Source organism: Acidobacteriota bacterium, from assembly GCA_009691245.1.
Taxonomy (GTDB): domain Bacteria; phylum Acidobacteriota; class Terriglobia; order 2-12-FULL-54-10; family 2-12-FULL-54-10; genus SHUM01.
Genome location: SHUM01000010.1, coordinates 59,507 through 74,067, shown reverse-complemented (window position 1 = coordinate 74,067; position 14,561 = coordinate 59,507). Strand labels below are relative to the sequence as shown.

Sequence of the window (14,561 nt, the reverse complement as noted above, 5' to 3'; positions counted from 1 at the left end):
ATCCCGCTGAACTGCACTCGCGCACTCACTCCGCCCATAGTGACTGCCGGCTGCACATTAGTGAGTATGAGCGGATTTCCACTCACTGGCGCCGGCTCGCCCGCCAGCAGAGTAGGAGTCGTCTCGCCCGCCCCCGTCGCGTATATCTGCACCACGCTCCCCCGCCGCGCCGGTCGCGCGCCGAGAATGGTTTGCGGACTGCCGTTCTGGGAATAGTCATCGTTAAGAACCGCGCCCTGCCCCCGCCCATTCTGGAATATGGTAAACATTCCTGGGTAGGACGCTGAGATCGCTAAGGTGGTAAGTAGACTGGCTCCATCTGCTTTCAATATCTGTGCTGGGACGATCGTGCCGGGCACTATGCCATTCGGGGGCACCTGAAAGTTTATTTGCGTTGGACCAACGAAGAGCAGTCGTGCGAGAACGGAACCTGCGGGGGAGTAGCTAAGGCCGCTGCCTTCGTTGTTGTAGATTAAGGAACCGCCGAGCCGAAGCTGGACTCCGCCGATAATGGTCGGGAGCATTTCGGGGGATGGAGTGGCTGTAAGGGCTTGGCCTGCGCCCGTGGGACCGAATGCCGTGGCCAGCGACCCTGGCGCAACAGCCACGGTTGCGAAGCTGGCACTGTTGACGACGGAAAAACTGGTCGCGCCAGGACGGAACAATTGAACGAAGAATAATTGATTCGTAGTCGTGCTGGTAACCAGCAGACCAGAATGTTGCTCAAAACTGATGCAGCCACCAGTGCGACCAAAAAACGAGAGGCACCTATTCAGTGTAATCTCTGCAAGAGCCGCCGCGCCGGGTATTCCTGAGATTGAGTATCGAACTGTTCTGTTATCCTCATCTGAGTTCCAATAGGTCAGCGAGTCCCGCCCGCCATTGGTTGCAATGAACAGCCTAGTCTGATGATCAAACGTCATGTCCTCAGGATTCGGCACATTGCGGTAGGTTAAGGTCGAAGCAACTTCCAGTGAACTGTACCCTTTAACTTCATTACTTCCAGCACTCGCGATGGCAATCGTTGCTCCCTCAAAGGAGGTCGCAGTAATCGCCGTAGGGCGCGCAACGGGAATTTGAGTTAAAACATTGAAGGTATCGAGGCTAATTACCGTCACGACATTCGCATCCGTGCCTGCAACGAAAAGGCGGTTCGTACTATAACGAGAATCCGGTGGCCCATAAATTCCATGAAAACGCTGACTCGCAGGTACATTCGGAATTGTGGCAATCACCCGAAAGGAGGCCACTTCAAAAATGGTCGCGCTATTATCGCCAGCGTTTGATACAGCGCCATAGAGTTTGCCGAGCCGATCCACAAAACAGTCAACGGAATACGGCTGCGGCCCAACTGGAATTACCCCCGCGATAACCCCTGCGGGCGTACGAAGCACGCGCACCGAGTTATCTGAGGGGGAGGTGATTAAAAACGTTCCCACCAGCCCCATTCTTACGTCAATGGGTAGAATAGGGGGATTCGTATCCGGACAAGCTGCTACGTCATACGGAGAGGGAATACCCAGAACTTTCTGTTCTGATGAGAAGTTGATCTTGGATTCAGAAGCGGACAGCCGATAGATCGAAACGGAATTCTCGCCGGAGTTGGCGACGACTACGTCAGTGTCCAGTTGACTGCAACACCATCTAAAAATGTCCATTCCCAGCGGTCGTAGCCCTGTGGCGACAGCCCCCGAGACAGTCGGCAAAAGGTTTTGGGCCGATGCTCTGGCAAGACTCAGCAACAAAAGCGCGAAGACAAGAAGTGCCCGGGAAGGAGATGCGTTTCGCATAGCTCGTCTCCTAGGTGACGCTCACGAGAATGCCGCCCACGAAATGAAGTGTGCCGGGATTACCGTTATCGTCGGTATAACCGACGTTGATCGTTAGGCCATCGCTCGCGCCTGACTTGAATCCAGTATCGCTGGAGATCAGGCCCGTCGAATGGACAATACCTGCGGTAGAAATATTGGCACTGGAATCGATTACCGTCGCCCCGCCGATGGCGAAACCACCGGCGGAGATGCCTTGGCCGGGAGCCGTGATGCCCCCATTGGCTGTGATTGCATCATTGAACGTCTTGGCTCCCTCGAATGTCTGGCTGGAGGTGGCGACTTTCCCGCTTGCTGAAGCACTGGCATCGGGCAACCGAGCAGCGTCCATCGTGCCAGTAGTAATCTTGCTGGTGTTCAGGTTTGGCACAATCGGTTGCCTGAATCGAGTTGCTCACGAAGTTAGTTCCATTCCCGCGCAGATAGTTGCCGGATGCCGCTGCGCCAGCAACGCGATAACCGGCAGCATTGCAGACCGCATTTGCACTGCTCCCGCCGACGGTGAAGTTGACGCCCAAGGAAAAGTGGGACAGCCTGAACTGCGCACATTACTTTGAACAAATCGCGCAGTTCTGGAGTGTTCCCTGTTACAAGGAATCTAATCAGCACTCCTCCCTCATCACTGCTCCTTGATGATGTCTTCCTTCTTAGTGTTCTGGTCCACCAGGAAGCCCATGTTGGGGGTGCCCATTTCTTCCCAACTCTGCCCTCCGTAATACACCCACTTGTTGGCGTTGGGGTTGTATTTATTGTTGACTGAATTGTCATAGGTGAACTGCACGTGCATGCGTGAATCTTTGGGGATCTTCAGAGACGTTCGGTAGGTCAGTTGCCAATTGAAGTCATAGCGCGGAACATCGAGAACAATTTCTTCACGGCCATCGGGATAAATCAAAGTGTAGCGCGCGCTCTTTCCCCGTTGGTGGGCATGCGGGCGGAACCAGACCAGCTCGGCCTCTTTCTTGAAGATGATGTCCGCGGGAGGGCCGGCATAGTTGCCGTCGTTGGGCGGAATGGCCAATTTCATATTGTCCTGTATGCGGCTGTCGACGGGATTTTCATCGCCATCGCCGCCACCCAGGTTGATGAACTTCTTCGCGGGCGGCGTTTTCGTCACCGTGAAGCCGATCCTGGTGCGATCCACCGAGTCCTTCCCGCTGGCGGTATAATGCACGTCCACAGCCATGGTGGAACCGGCGGGCACCAGCACGGCCGCATTCACCGGCCGATAATCTTCCAGCGTCAATCCCGGCAGGTAGCAAAACTGATTGCTGCCCTTGATGGTGAGCTTTCCCTGGAAGCGTGTCACCTCGGTGCTGCCGACGGCGCGCCGCAGAATCGTGCCTTCGGTCGGGTGCGGCCTTCCATCGTAAACCTTGGCGTCGCCATTATCTTGGCGGGGAATCTCCACCCACTCATAGACGTTGAAGGGCAGGTCGGGATTGTATTTTTGAAACTCAAAGCACATGTGATGCACCACGGCCGCATCGCTCGGCAGAATCTGCACCGAGGTTACCCAGGTATCTTCCTTGAACGGACCGGGGATGAGCACGCTCTCCCATTCCACAACTCCAGCCGCCTTCACTGGATAGGCTGGCAGGTCCACCACCACATTGGGCTGGACCGTCCAACCACCATCGGGCCAGCGCACCGGCGCGGGCGCATCTTTCGCATCGCCCGCCGGCGCGCCTTGATCCACCCAGGCCGCAATGGTGTCGATCTCCGCCTGGCTCAGCGAGCGATCATTATTGAAATGGCCATACTTTGGATTGGCCAGCCACGGCGGCATTTTCCTATCCATGACCGCAATTTTGATGGCTCTGGCCCAGGGACGAGCGCTCTGATAATCCATCAGGGAAAAAGGTCCGATTTGATTCGGCCTGTGGCAGCTCTGGCAATTCGCTTGAAAGATACCAACCACGTTCTTGTAAAATGTCGGAGCCTGCCCGCCATTGGAACCAGCTTCGCCCGGCTTGGGAGTTTCTTCTCCCCGCACAGGAGCCCCCGCCATGAGTCCAACAAAAACAAGTGCAACAACCATGTGCCTGATTGCCATGTGCCTGATTGCCATCCGTCGCCTCCCACTGCGCTATTACTATGCGTGATTATCGTCGCTGAATCCGTGGATTGTCAATGCGGAACTGAAGGCGCGCAGCTCGCCGGGTGCCTCCAGCAACTTCCGTTGGCGAGCCAATCGGTGTCTGGGACAATTACTACTGAGCAATGGCGAAACGTTTACCAGCTCTACCCGACCGCGGTCATCCGAAGTCGTTCCAACCTCCCACTTGCCTGCCCGCCCCACGCTTGCAACCGCTCGCAAAGTCTGGTAGAAACGTTCGGATACTTCATCATAAACTCAGTTCACTTTCCACGGTACCGGAGGCGCGATGGGTTGGGACATTACTAAAGTAGCAAGCTCTCTTACGGAAGCGGAAGAGCGTTTCGAGAAGCAGCGCCGCCTGTTCGGCCTCTTCGCCGGGCCGCTGGCCATGATCCTCTGCGTGATGGCGCCGCCGCTGCCCGACGTCGCCCCGGTCGGCATGAAGACGCTGGGCATCTTCCTGTGGACCGTGCTGTGGTGGATCTGCGAAGTCATCCCGATTCCAGTGACTTCATTCCTGGCCATGGCCGGACTGGTCTTCTTCGGCATTCAACCCGTGGGCGAGGCCTTCTCGCGCTGGGCCGACCCCATCAACATCTTCCTGCTCGGCGCCATGATCATCGGCCACAGTACTTCCCTGCACGGGCTGACCAATCGCATTGCCTACACCATGGTCGCTTCGCCGCTGGTGGGCGGACGTCCCTGGCGCGTACTGTTGCTGATTGGGCTGGGTTCCGCCGCGATGAGTTCGGTGATGTCGCATGTGGTAACCACCATGATCTTCCTCTCCATTGCCACGGGCCTCGCCACCACGTTCAAATTTGACAAGGACAGCCGCTACGCGCAGGCGCTGTTTCTCTCCATCGCCTGGGGATCGAACCTGGGGATCGCCACGCCGGTGGGCACACCGCCCAACCTGATCGCGCGCAACTTCGTCGAACAACTCGGCTACCGCATCGGCTTCCTCGAATGGATCTACGTGGTGTTCCCGGTCTTCGCCGTCTCGATGGTCGCCGTGTTCCTGGTCATCAAGTTTGTCATCAAGCCGGAGATGCCCAACTGGGAAGGCTCCATGGAATTCCTCCAGAAGCAGCGCGATTCGCTCGGCCCCATGAAGCGCGGCGAAAAGATCGCGGCCTTCGTTTTCCTCACCGCCATGTTCCTGTGGATGCTGCCCGACTTGGTCCCGCTCTCGATTGATCTGGCCAGCGGTGCGGGCACCGGCGCGAAACATGCCCTGTCCATTTGGCTGAAGTCGCATCTGGACTGGTCCGTGAGCGCCATCATCATGGCCACCTCGCTGTTCCTGATTCCGCTCGATAAGGAGAAGGGCACCTACGCGATGAGTTGGGACAATGCCGTGAAAGGCATCGAGTGGGGCACGCTGGCCCTGATCGCCGGCGCGCTGGCCATCGGCACCGCCATCGCCTCTCCCAAGGTGGGACTGGGCGCGTTCATGCAGACCGCTATCAAATCACTCTCCGGCGACGGCCAGTCCAACTTCCTCTTCGTGGTGATCGTGGTCGCCTTCACCATCATCGTGGGCAGCTTCATCTCCAACATCGCCATCATGGGCATGGTCGGCGCGCTGGTGCTGGGCGCCGCTCCCACCGCCACATTCAATCCCATCGCGCTGATGGTGGCCGTGGGCATGGCCGCCTCGTTCGACTTCGCGCTGCCCATCGGCACGCCGCCGAGCGCCATGGTCTTTGCCAGCGGCTACGTGAAGATCGGCACCATGTTCAAGAGCGGCGCCATCCTCTCGCTGATCGGCATCGCCATCGTCTCCACGCTCGGCTACTACATGGTCAATTGGGCCATCCCCTGGCCAGTAGTAGCACAGTAGGTGGCGCGTGACAGTGCCGCGCGCGTCAGCAAGCGGGCCAATGGAACACGATGCCCCGGACAGCAGGGTTTGGGTTTCACGATGACATTGTGCTCTGGCGGGGAGTAAAAGCATCGGCGACCGCGGGATGGTTTTTCCACTGGCCCGCTCGCTGACGCGCGCGGCACTGTCACACGGTCAAAACGATCACTTGCGCGGCGACAACGCGAGGAACGGTATCACCACGCTGCCTTGGCCGGGCTCGAAGGTTAACTCCACGCGAACGCGCGCTGCGCCGCGCGGCAATGTCACTCGCTCATCGATCTGCTCCCAGAACCAATCATTGTCGGTGCGCTCCTGCGCCAGCGAAATGGCTTTTATTCCGAGTGGCGTGCCTAGCGCCGTCCCCACTGCGTCGAATGAGACCAGCCGCAACTGCGCGTTGGCGCAGTTTGCCTCGCCGCAACTGAACGCCGCGCGCAGATGATATGCGCCGCCGCGCGGGACCGCCGCCTGCGTCTCGATGTTGCGCGGCGCGGGCATATCGCCGCGCCAGTAGATCATCGGCACGGTGCGCCCGGCGAGAGGCATCTGCCGAATGATCGGCGGGCCGTCCTCGGGCCGGTTGGCCGAATCCACGAAGTCGCCGACTTGGATCGCCGATTCGCCCGGCGCACCCCGCCAATTTTGCCCCGTGACGAACAATCCAATCGCCGCACAGCAGACCGCGACGTTCGGAATCCAGCAGGGAATCTCGCGGCCAAATTTTCTGCCCGCCACCATGGCGAATTGCGTCGCGGTATCGGCCACCAGCGCGAGGCCGGCCGCCGCCAGCAGAATCTCCCACGGCAGCGTGGGCAGGCGGTAGCGCAAGTTCGGCGGCTGCATCAGAATCGTGACCAGCAGGCTCGCCGCCAGCGCCAGGAATATCAGCAACCCACCCCCATTAGCTGTCATCCTGAGCGCAGCGAAGGATCTGCTTTCGGTTTTTGCCAGCACGGCGACGACGCTGGCAATCCCCCCCAGCGCCGCCAGAGCCAGAAACCACACGCCTCCAAACGGAAACTGCCAGCGCTCCAGTACGCTCGCCGCGCGCGGGAAGTCAATCTCCTGCAACGGATGATTCACCACCGTGCGGCTGGTCATCTCGGGATTAGTGCGGCCCGTGAACTCGACCAGCGGCACATACGTCTCCGCACGAAGCGCGTACCACTGGCTCGCCGATGGATCAAGAAACAGCAATGGCAGACGCTGCCAGCGGCTCCACAGAAAATCAAGCGGATGCAACCAAATCGAGTCCAGCGCGGCGTCGGCCAGGGCGCGATCAATCTCCACATCGGACAGGAATTCCAGAATTTCGGCATTCGGATTTTTTGCGATCCTGCGCAGCTCCGGCATCGCGGAGTACACCACCACGGCGTCGGGCCCGCGCTTACCCGGCAAGTAGCGGTGATAGATCGAGAGCACATCCTTGTGTTCACTGGCGGCGTAGTCCACCTGAAGGTCCGTGACAGAGATCAGATTCCGCCCCGTGGACTCCGTCAGTGCAATGCGGCCCATCGTTTGCTGGTTGCGAATCAGCAGCGGTAGCAGCACGGCCAGCCACGCAATCCCAGCGGTGGCGGCAAAGCGCCCCGCAGCGTGTCGACCGCGCAGCAGCATTATCACCACCAGCCACAGCGGGAAAATCAGCAGCGCGATGGGCCGCGTCAGGCAGGCCAGCCCCAGCGCAACCCCGCAGAGGATTCCGCGAATTCCGCCGCCGCCCGCATCGAACAGTGCCGCGACCGTCAGGGAGCGGTGGTTGAGTTCGTCGATGGGCAAATCAACCCCCGCTCCCTGACGGTCGCGGCACTGTTCGCGCAGATGCGCCAGCAGGAAATATCCAGCGGCCACCAGCAGGAAAGTGTAGAGCGATTCGGAGAGCACGCTGTGCTCGGTCAGAATAAACACCGGCGCCGCCGCGACGGCCAAACCGGCAAACAGTGAAGGTACACGATAGCGAACGACGCCGCGCGCGGTAAGATACGTCAACAGCGCCGTGCCCACGCCAAGCGCATGTTGGACCAGCAGCGTCAGGTCAAAATCGCCGGCGCCGGATTTGCCGGTGATCCACAGCAGCAGTGGGTACAGCGGCGTGCGCCGCGAGAGATCGCCGAATTCGCCGCGATTCCACAGCCGCTGCGCAATTTCAAAGTAAGAGTCCGAGTCAGGATGCAGAATCGCCGGGAGCCCGGACATCCATGACCACCGCACCATCGCGCCCAGCGCCGCGATGGCAAACAACGCAACCCAATCACCCCGATCAATCCACTTTGCTTTGGGTTTTACCCCGCGCACCTCTGCGCCCTCTGCGGTTATTCTTTTACTCATACCGCAGCGCCTCGATAGGGTCGAGCGAAGCCGCGCGATGCGCCGGGTAATATCCGAAGAAGATTCCCACCGCCGCCGAGAAGACGAACGCCACCACCACCGCCAGCAGTGAAATGAACGTGGGCCATTTCAATGCGTGAGCAATCCCCGCCGCGCCCGCCGATCCCAGCACAATGCCGATCAGCCCGCCGACGAGACTCAGCATCACCGACTCAGCGAGGAACTGCAAACGTATCTGGCTCGCGCGCGCGCCCACGGCCATGCGGATGCCGATCTCGCGTGTGCGCTCGGTAACTGACACCAGCATGATGTTCATGATGCCGATGCCACCCACGATCAGCGACACGGCGGCGATCGAGCCCAGCAGCAGTGTCAGGATCAGCGTGGTCTGCTCGGCGGCCTGCGCCACGTCGGCGAGATTGCGCACGCGGAAGTCGTCCGGGTCGCCCGCGTGAATGTTGTGCCGCTGCCGCATCAACTCGGTGATCTGCGCCTCTGCGACGCGCGAGGCCAGCGGGCTGATGGTGGAGATCATGGCGTTGTCGATCACCGCCAGCGCGGTGCGCTTCAGCTTTTTCTGCACCGTGGTGTAGGGAACGACAACCATGTCGTCCTGATCCTGTCCGGTGAGCGCCTGACCCTTGGCTTCGAGCACCCCGGTTACCCGAAACGGAAGATTGTTCAGGCGAAGTGTTTGCCCGATGGGATCAACACCCTCGAACAAACGGTCGGCGACGGTGTGGCCGAGCACCACCACGCGACTCGCGGAGCGCACGTCGGCCCCGGTGAAAAATTCGCCGCGCTGGAGACCCCATGCGCGAATCTCCGGCGCACGCTCGTTGGTGCCCTCCACGCGGGAGGCCCAGTTCTGATTGCCGAAGATCATCTGCCCGCGCGTAGTGACCATCGGCGTGGCGGCGGCTACCAGCGGGACTTCGCGCACGATGGCGTCCACGTCTGAGTCGGTGAGCGTGGCCGACGCTCCCGCGCCCATCTGCACGCCGCCGGTGTTGCGGCTCCCCGGCGTAACGAAGAGCAGGTTCGGCCCAACGCTGGCAATCTGCTGCTCCACCATGCGCTGCGCCGCCTGACCGAGCGACACCATGGTAATGACCGCGCCCACGCCGATGACCATGCCCAGTAAGGTGAGCGAACTGCGCATCTTATTGCGCGCCAGCGCCCGCCAGGCAATTTTCAATATGGTCCAGCAAGACATCATGGCGCCATCACTTCCTGTACGACAATTATCCGTATGCTCGATATTAATCTCCGCAAAAATGCGGAGATTGTCGAACGTATTCTCCGCACGTCCAACCATTGCTTTGCAAAACGATTCGTTGTCATCCTGAGCGTAGCGAAGGATATGCTTTAGCTTGCGGCGCAGGGAAAACATATCCTTCGCTGCGCTCAGAATGACAGCCGAGTTGCAAGAGAACCATCACGAAACCCGAAGCGCACTTACGTCTTCCGCTTCCTCGGGCGGCATTGCGGCCAGCAGCTCGCTCGACCGCAACTGCGATGCGACGGCCACATCTTGATTCACGCGCCCGTCGCGGATGTTGATCAGGCGCTGCGCGTGGCGGGCGATGTCGTGCTCGTGCGTTACCAGCAGGATGGTTAGGCCGCGCTCGCGGTTCATGCGCTCCAGTATCTCCATCACTTCCAGCGACGAGCGCGTATCCAGCGCGCCGGTGGGCTCATCAGCGATGATGATCGCCGGATTGTTCACTAGCGCGCGCGCAATGGCGACACGCTGCTGCTGTCCGCCGGAGAGCTGGTTGGGCAGGCTCCGTTCCTTGTCGGACAAGTTCACCGCCGCCAGCGCTTCGCGCGCCCTCCGCATCTGGGCCTCCTGAGGCACGCCAGCGTAGACCAGCGGCAAGGCGACGTTCTCGATGGCGCTGGTCCGCGCGACGAGATTGAGCGACTGGAAGATGAATCCAATCTTCGCATTGCGCACCTCGGCCAGCTCATCGCGCGTGAGCGTGGAGACATCGCGGCCCTCGAGTTCATAGCGCCCGCGCGTGGGCCGGTCGAGACAACCGATGATATTCATCAGCGTGGATTTTCCCGAGCCCGACGGCCCCATCACCGCGACCATCTCGCCCGCCGCCACTTCGAGCGAAACGCCGCGCAGCGCGCGCACCTCAATGTCGCCCGTGCGGTAAGTGCGATGCACCTGCTCGATGTGGACGACGGTGCGTGCCGATGTTGTCACTTGAGTCATTGTTTTTACGTTGTCATCCTGAGCGCAGCGAAGGACCTGCTTTTCTTCTTTGCCGAGTCATAAAAAGCAGGTCCCTCGCTGCGCTCGGGATGACGACTCTAAAAAAAATCGAGCACTTCCGGCGTGGTTGCTCCGTGGGCCCGCTTGCTGACGCGCGCGGCACTGACACGCGGCACTGGCACGCGGCACTGGCACGCGTTAGCGTGGCGGGCCGCCGCCGCCGAATATACCGCCGCGCGATTCGGCGGCCTGCGTGCTGTCGCCGATGATGACCGCGTCGCCCTCGGCCAGCTTTCCGGAGGCCACTTCCGTCGCCGAGCCGTCGGCGATGCCCAATTCCACTTTGCGCTGCTCCGGCTGTTTTTGTGCATTCAATATCCAAATCACCGCCGACCGCGTGCCTCCGGCCTCGGGCGCGGGGAACTGGATTTTTTCGCCGGGCTTCCACAACTGTCCCGGCGCGAGCGCGGAGGACGGGCCGGTTCGCGGCGCAGGCTTTGCGGATCGAGTCGGCGCAGTTTCGTGCCTCTCGGCTGGCGCAGCAACGGTGAGTTGCTCATCGCGTGGCATCTCGTCTAATAATTGGCCAGGTAATTGGTCAGGTAACTGGCCCGGCGGAGTATAGCGCAGCGCGGCGTTGGGCAGGCGCAGCGCGCTGGTTTTTTCCGCGATGGTGAATGTCAGATTCGCGGTCATGCCTGGCTTGAGTTCCAGCCGCGCGTTGTCCACGTTGACGATCACGCTGTAGGTGACCACATTTTGCACGGCCAATGGCTCGAGGCGAATCTCGCTGATACGGCCCTGGAAATTGCGGTTGGGGAAAGCGTCCACGGTGAAGCGCACCTGCTCGGCACGGCCGCCAGAGAGAGAGCCGGAGAGGGGGCCAGAAATGGAGATCAACCCGATGTCGGCTTCATCAACGCTGGCCTGCAACTGCATCTTGGTCAGGTCGCCGGCGATGAGGAACAGCGTCGGCGCTTGCAGGCTGGCGGCGACGGTCTGCCCCACGTCCACGTTGCGCGAGATGACCACGCCGTCTACGGGCGAGCGGATGTCGGTGTATTCGAGATTCACCTGCGACTGATTCAGCGCGGCCTGCGCTTGTGCGACTTGCGCGCGGGCCTGCTCAATCTGCGCGCGGCCGGCCGCAATCTGCGCGACCACCTGCTCGGCCTGCGCGCGCGCCTGAGTGTGGCGGGCCTCAGTGGAGTCGCGATTGGCCTTGGCATTGTCGTACTCGTTCTGTGAACTGATGCCCTGCCTGCGCAGTTCCTCGGCGCGGACGAACTGCGTGGCGGCATTGTCGCGGGCCACGCGAGCCGACTCGACGTTGGCCGCCGCGCTGGCTTGATTGGCAATCTGGCTGTTGAGTTCCGCTTCGATGGATTTCACGCGCGCCTGCGCGGCCAGCAGATTGGCCTCCGCGCCGCTCACGTCAGCTTGATAGCGGCGCGGGTCGATCTTCGCGAGCATCTGGCCTTCGCGCACCACGGAGTTGTAATCGGCGTAGAGCGCCTGCACCTGCCCGGTAACCTGGCTGCCCACCTGCACGGTCAGCAGCGCCTGCACCGTTCCTGTGGCGTTGACCACTTTGCGAATCGCGCCGCGCTCGACTTTGGCGGTGATGAACTCGGTATCGCCGCCGCCCGCCCGGCGGCGGATGAAGAAAAATATTCCGGCAACGGCCAGCAGCGCGACGGCGGCAATGATTGCAAGACGTTTGGAAGTAAGTAAGGGAGCAGGAGAATCATTCACAGCGAAGGTTCCTTTGCGTGCAGGCCATTGTCATAGATACAATGCCGCATTTTCGTAGCCCCGGCAGGGGCGGCAAGATAGTAGCCGCAACGTCATTCGGCGTTGGTCTTCAATAATTGCCCGGCGTGCTTGAGCAGCGCTGGAGTGATCTGCGTGCCGCCCAACATGCGCGCCAACTCTTCGCGGCGACCGGCGGCGTCGAGCGGCTCGACGCGGGTAACCGTGCGGCCATCCTGCTCGATCTTTTCCACGCGATAGTGGTGATGGGCGAAGCTGGCGATCTGCGGCAGATGGGTTACGCAGAGCACCTGGCGCTGCTCACCCAGCGCGCGCAATTTGCGCCCGACCGTTTCGGCGGCGCGCCCGCCGATGCCGCTATCCACTTCATCGAAGATGAGCGTGTGCCGCGGCGCGGCTTCCGCCGACCGCGCCGTGCCGGAATGTGCAACCAACTGCTTCGCGCCGCCGTTGCGAGCGGCGGGTTTCGGCGATTTGCGATCCGTCGCTGAGGAGATGGGTTGCGAGGCGATGACGGTTTCCAGCGCCAGCATCACGCGCGAGACCTCGCCGCCCGAGGCGATTTTCTCGAGCGCAGCGAGCGGCTCGCCGGCGTTGGGCGAGAGCAGGAACTCGACTTGATCCATGCCCGTCGAGCGCCACTCCGTCTCCGCAGCGCCGGTCGTCAGCCTGGCCTCAAACCGGGTGCCGCCCATGGCCAACTCGCCCAACTCACGCTCCACAGAGCGTTGCAACTCTTTCGCGGCCTTGCGGCGCGCGGCGCTCAGAGCGGTGGCGGACTTCTTATAATCGGCGGCGGCCTGCTTTACCTGACCTTCGAGTTCCTCGATGCGGCTTTCTCCATTCTCGGCCAGCGCAAGGCGCTGTCCAACATCGTCGCCGTACTTCATCACATCTGTAAGCGTGGGGCCGTACTTGCGCTTGAGGCGGTCGAGCGCGGCGAGGCGAGTCTCCACTTCCTCAATGCGCTCGGGGCTGGCGTCGAGATTCGACAAGCGGTCCCGAATGGTGAGCGCGGCGTCCTCCACCTGGGCCTTGGCGGAGAGCAAAGACTCGGAGACGCCGCCGAGCGCGGTGTCGTAGGCGGCGGCTTCGGAGATTTGGCGCTCGGCGGAGGCGACGGTCGAGATCGACGACTGAGCGGCGTCATAGAGCAGATCGTAGGCCGCGGCGAGCCGCGCGCGGATGCGCTCGGCGTGGGCCAGCACGCGCTTCTCGTCCTCCAGACGCTGGTCGAGATCGTGATCCCGTTCGCTATTCAGCTCGGCCGTATCAATCTCGCGCCGCTGGAATTTCCAGAGGTCCATTTGGCGCAGCCACTCCTGCTGGTCATTGCGCAGCGACTCCCAGTCGCGCCGCAATTGCTTCCAAGCGTTAAAGTGTTCCCGCACCTGGGCGCGCAGAGCGTCATTGCCACTAGCCAGCGCGCCGAAGCGATCTAATAAATCCAATTGTGCCGAAGCGAGAAAAAGTTCCTGCTGCTCGTTCTGGCCGTGAATCTCGGCCAGCGCCGGAGCGAGTTGGCGGAGCAGCGCGGCGGTGGCGGACTGGTTGTTGATGAAGATGCGCGAGCGGAGTGCGCTGGCGGAGGCGCCATTGCCAGCCGGCGCGATGATATCGCGCTGGATGATCAGCTCGTCGGCGCGAGCGGCGTCAATGCCGGCCTCGGCAAGCCGGGCCAGCAGTTCGCTCCAACGATTGGCGTCTTTGCTTTCCGGCGCGAACACGGCGGTGAGGCGGGCGCGCTCCGCGCCGCTGCGAATCACCTCGGCAGAGCCTTTATCGCCGAGTAGCAGGCCGACGGCCTCGACGACGATGGACTTGCCGCTGCCGGTCTCGCCGGTGAGCAGGTTGAGACCCGCGTGGAAGTCCAGTTCCAGCCGGTCGATCAGAGCGAAGTTTTCAATTCGCAGTTGGCGCAGCATCCGGAGTCAGTCCTAGGCGCGAGTGTTTCTGAGTGTTTCTGTATCCGAGCCGCGACAGTTATGGAGCGTCCACGCGAATCATTACCGCGACCAATGTTCGCGCTCAGGAGCCCTCCGGTTTTTCGCGCATCGTGGACGCTCCATTACTGTCGCGGCTCGGATCGGTCCACGGCGTCGCGGCAATCCCTACGGGGATTTATCCTCCGGCTTTTTCTTGCGCGGGGTGGAGTCGGATGGCTTGCCCGTGCCGTAGAACGCCTTCCACAGCCCATAAGCCAGGCCCGATCCGGCCAGCAGCAGCGAGGCGTTGCGAGCCGTCTTTCCGGCTTTGGGGCCCAATGTTTCACCAAGGGAGCGCGGCGGTTTGGGACTGATCTCTTCCAGCGCGGGGCGAATCCATCGGCTCAGCGGGAAGAAGCTTTCGCTGGTGCAACTGGGGCACAACGGGCCGTCGAAGACGGTGTCGCAATCCATGCAGAGTCGGGCGTTTTCAAGTGGGAATGACATG

10 protein-coding genes are annotated in these 14,561 nt (G+C 61.3%); 1 reads left to right on the top strand and 9 read right to left on the bottom strand.

The window, feature by feature from the left end:
• From EXQ56_04320 to EXQ56_04310, 3 genes are all read right to left on the bottom strand, one after another.
• The coding region (locus tag EXQ56_04320) for a hypothetical protein (GenBank protein MSO19677.1) at nt 1-1,790 on the bottom strand (1,790 nt) is incomplete at its 3' end.
• Nucleotides 1,791-1,800: 10 nt separating this feature from the next.
• A complete protein-coding gene (locus EXQ56_04315; protein ID MSO19676.1) occupies nt 1,801-2,199 on the bottom strand; it encodes a hypothetical protein in 399 nt (132 codons plus the stop codon).
• A 249-nt stretch (nt 2,200-2,448) separates the two neighbouring features.
• Nucleotides 2,449-3,630: a hypothetical protein gene (locus tag EXQ56_04310; GenBank protein ID MSO19675.1), complete on the bottom strand. Its 1,182-nt coding sequence runs from the start codon at nt 3,628-3,630 to the stop codon at nt 2,449-2,451.
• Nucleotides 3,631-4,216: 586 nt separating this feature from the next.
• On the opposite strand from EXQ56_04310, the gene EXQ56_04305 reads away from it, so the two are divergent.
• Nucleotides 4,217-5,776, top strand: a complete 1,560-nt coding sequence (locus EXQ56_04305) for a hypothetical protein (protein MSO19674.1) — start codon at nt 4,217-4,219, stop codon at nt 5,774-5,776.
• Nucleotides 5,777-5,962: 186 nt separating this feature from the next.
• On the opposite strand, the gene EXQ56_04300 is transcribed toward EXQ56_04305, so the two are convergent.
• The 6 genes from EXQ56_04300 to EXQ56_04275 all read right to left on the bottom strand — a co-directional run bounded on the left by EXQ56_04300 (nt 5,963) and on the right by EXQ56_04275 (nt 14,560).
• On the bottom strand, nt 5,963-8,128 hold the full coding sequence (locus tag EXQ56_04300; GenBank protein MSO19673.1) for a hypothetical protein: 2,166 nt from the start codon (nt 8,126-8,128) through the stop codon (nt 5,963-5,965).
• Entirely contained in the window at nt 8,121-9,344 is a 1,224-nt protein-coding gene (locus tag EXQ56_04295; GenBank protein MSO19672.1) for an FtsX-like permease family protein, read from the bottom strand. Before EXQ56_04295 ends, EXQ56_04300 begins: the two co-directional genes overlap by 8 nt.
• A gap of 222 nt (nt 9,345-9,566) precedes the next feature.
• Nucleotides 9,567-10,355 carry an ABC transporter ATP-binding protein gene (locus EXQ56_04290; GenBank protein ID MSO19671.1) on the bottom strand — a complete coding sequence of 263 codons (789 nt, stop codon included), beginning with the start codon at nt 10,353-10,355 and terminating at the stop codon, nt 9,567-9,569.
• A 198-nt stretch (nt 10,356-10,553) separates the two neighbouring features.
• Nucleotides 10,554-12,110 carry an HlyD family efflux transporter periplasmic adaptor subunit gene (locus EXQ56_04285; GenBank protein MSO19670.1) on the bottom strand — a complete coding sequence of 519 codons (1,557 nt, stop codon included), beginning with the start codon at nt 12,108-12,110 and terminating at the stop codon, nt 10,554-10,556.
• A gap of 92 nt (nt 12,111-12,202) precedes the next feature.
• Entirely contained in the window at nt 12,203-14,053 is a 1,851-nt protein-coding gene (locus tag EXQ56_04280; GenBank protein ID MSO19669.1) for a DNA repair protein RecN, read from the bottom strand.
• A gap of 186 nt (nt 14,054-14,239) precedes the next feature.
• On the bottom strand, nt 14,240-14,560 hold the full coding sequence (locus EXQ56_04275; GenBank protein MSO19668.1) for a hypothetical protein: 321 nt from the start codon (nt 14,558-14,560) through the stop codon (nt 14,240-14,242).
• Between the last annotated feature and the right edge of the window lies 1 nt (nt 14,561).

Coding starts and splice junctions, on each gene's coding strand:
- EXQ56_04310 (MSO19675.1), bottom strand. CDS start 3,630: ATGGATAGGAAAATGCCGCCGTGGCTGGCCAATCCAAAGTATGGCCAT.
- EXQ56_04305 (MSO19674.1), top strand. CDS start 4,217: ATGGGTTGGGACATTACTAAAGTAGCAAGCTCTCTTACGGAAGCGGAA.
- EXQ56_04300 (MSO19673.1), bottom strand. CDS start 8,128: ATGAGTAAAAGAATAACCGCAGAGGGCGCAGAGGTGCGCGGGGTAAAA.
- EXQ56_04295 (MSO19672.1), bottom strand. CDS start 9,344: ATGTCTTGCTGGACCATATTGAAAATTGCCTGGCGGGCGCTGGCGCGC.
- EXQ56_04290 (MSO19671.1), bottom strand. CDS start 10,355: ATGACTCAAGTGACAACATCGGCACGCACCGTCGTCCACATCGAGCAG.
- EXQ56_04280 (MSO19669.1), bottom strand. CDS start 14,053: ATGCTGCGCCAACTGCGAATTGAAAACTTCGCTCTGATCGACCGGCTG.
- EXQ56_04275 (MSO19668.1), bottom strand. CDS start 14,560: ATGTCATTCCCACTTGAAAACGCCCGACTCTGCATGGATTGCGACACC.